Below are 2,477 nucleotides of genomic sequence, written 5' to 3'. Positions count from 1 at the left end.
GGTTTTGGGTATAAGGCCCTGGCGGTAACCTACGTTCACATGGGGAAGCCCCACACTATCATCGGCGAGCCACCGTTTCACGTCTGAGTTCGGGATGGGATCAGGTGGTTCCAGTGGTCTATGGCCGCCAGGGAAACTGGGAGCCGCGGGTGTCGCGGCGGAATCTGGTGGAATCGTTGGGAGTCAAGCACCAACACCTTTGGGTGTTATATGGTCAAGCCGCACGGTCAATTAGTATCGGTTAGCTTCATCCATTACTGGACTTCCACACCCGACCTATCCACGTCGTGGTCTTCAACGGACCTTCAGAGGAATCAAGTTCCTGGGGAGACCTTATCTTGGGAGGGGCTTCCCGCTTAGATGCTTTCAGCGGTTATCCCGTCCGAACATAGCTACCCGGCAATGCCACTGGCGTGACAACCGGAACACCAGGGGTTCGTCCACTCCGGTCCTCTCGTACTAGGAGCAGCTTCCCTCAAGTCTCCAACGCCCACGGCAGATAGGGACCGAACTGTCTCACGACGTTCTAAACCCAGCTCGCGTACCACTTTAAATGGCGAACAGCCATACCCTTGGGACCGACTTCAGCCCCAGGATGTGATGAGCCGACATCGAGGTGCCAAACACCGCCGTCGATATGAACTCTTGGGCGGTATCAGCCTGTTATCCCCGGAGTACCTTTTATCCGTTGAGCGATGGCCCTTCCATACAGAACCACCGGATCACTATGACCTACTTTCGTACCTGCTCGACGTGTCTGTCTCGCAGTCAAGCACCCTTATGCCATTGCACTAAACTCCCGATTTCCGACCGGGATTAGGGTACCTTCGTGCTCCTCCGTTACGCTTTGGGAGGAGACCGCCCCAGTCAAACTACCCACCATGCACGGTCCCTACTCCAGATCATGGAGCGAGGTTAGAACGTCAAACAGACCAGGGTGGTATTTCAAGGTTGGCTCCATCGGAACTGGCGTCCCAATTTCACAGCCTCCCACCTATCCTACACAAGTCGGTTCAACGTCCAGTGCAAAGCTATAGTAAAGGTTCACGGGGTCTTTCCGTCTAGCCGCGGGAACTCGGCATCTTAACCGAGAATTCAATTTCACTGAGTCTCGGGTGGAGACAGCGCCGCCATCGTTACGCCATTCGTGCAGGTCGGAACTTACCCGACAAGGAATTTCGCTACCTTAGGACCGTTATAGTTACGGCCGCCGTTTACCGGGGCTTCGATCAAGAGCTTCGCTTGCGCTGACCCCATCACTTAACCTTCCGGCACCGGGCAGGCGTCACACCCTATACGTCGACTTGCGTCTTGGCAGAGTGCTGTGTTTTTAATAAACAGTCGCAGCGGCCTGGTCACTGCAACCCGCTTCGGCTCCAGCCGCAAGGGCCTTCACCTACTGCGGGCGCACCTTCTCCCGAAGTTACGGTGCTATTTTGCCTAGTTCCTTCACCCGAGTTCTCTCAAGCGCCTGGGGATTCTCACCCTGCCCACCTGTGTCGGTTTGGGGTACGGTCGCCCAACATCTGAAGCTTAGAGGCTTTTCTTGGAAGCGTGGCATCAATCACTTCGTGTCCGTGGACACTCGTCATCACGTCTCGGCATTGACCCCCCGGATTTGCCTAAGGGATCTGCCTACACGCTTGAACCGGGACAACCAACGCCCGGATGACCTAGCCTTCTCCGTCCCCTCATCGCAATGTTGGGCGGTGCCGGAATTTTAACCGGCTTGCCATCGACTACGCTTTTCAGCCTCGCCTTAGGGACCGACTCACCCTGCGCCGATGAACGTTGCGCAGGAAACCTTGGGCTTTCGGCGGGGGGGACTCTCACCCCCCTTGTCGTTACTTATGTCAGCATTCGCACTTCCGATACCTCCAGCCAGCTTTCCAACTGACCTTCAACGGCTTACGGAACGCTCCCCTACCATGCGCGTAAACGCGCATCCGCAGCTTCGGTACATGGCTTGAGCCCCGTTACATCTTCCGCGCAGGCCGACTCGACCAGTGAGCTATTACGCTTTCTTTAAAGGATGGCTGCTTCTAAGCCAACCTCCTGGCTGTCTGGGCCTTCCCACATCGTTTCCCACTGAGCCATGATTTGGGGACCTTAGCTGGCGGTCTGGGTTGTTGCCCTTTTGACGACGGACGTTAGCACCCGCCGTCTGTCTCCCGTGATGGCACTTACTGGTATTCGGAGTTTGCATCGGGTTGGTAAGCCGGGATGGCCCCCTAGCCGACACAGTGCTCTACCCCCAGTAGTGAACTCACGAGGCGCTACCTAAATAGCTTTCGGGGAGAACCAGCTATCTCCGAGCTTGATTAGCCTTTCACTCCGACCCACAGCTCATCCGAATCTTTTTCAACAGATCCCGGTTCGGGCCTCCAGTCGGTGTTACCCGACCTTCACCCTGGCCATGGGTAGATCGCCCGGTTTCGGGTCTACTCCCAGCGACTACGCGCCCATTTAAGACTCGC

General features: G+C 56.4%; 2 rRNA genes (1 of these 2 cut by a window edge). Both read right to left on the bottom strand.

Annotation, left to right across the window (positions count from 1 at the left end):
- Positions 1–16 precede the first annotated feature (16 nt).
- Positions 17–132: ribosomal RNA gene (gene rrf, locus EDC35_RS18375) — 5S ribosomal RNA — on the bottom strand.
- Between the two features lie 78 nt (positions 133–210).
- A 23S ribosomal RNA gene (locus EDC35_RS18370) occupies positions 211–2,477 on the bottom strand; it runs 623 nt beyond the window's last position.

Source organism: Thiobaca trueperi (assembly GCF_004342175.1).
GTDB classification, from domain to species: domain Bacteria; phylum Pseudomonadota; class Gammaproteobacteria; order Chromatiales; family Chromatiaceae; genus Thiobaca; species Thiobaca trueperi.
The sequence above is the reverse complement of the archived record's forward strand: the minus strand, read 5'-3'. Positions and strand labels throughout refer to the sequence as shown.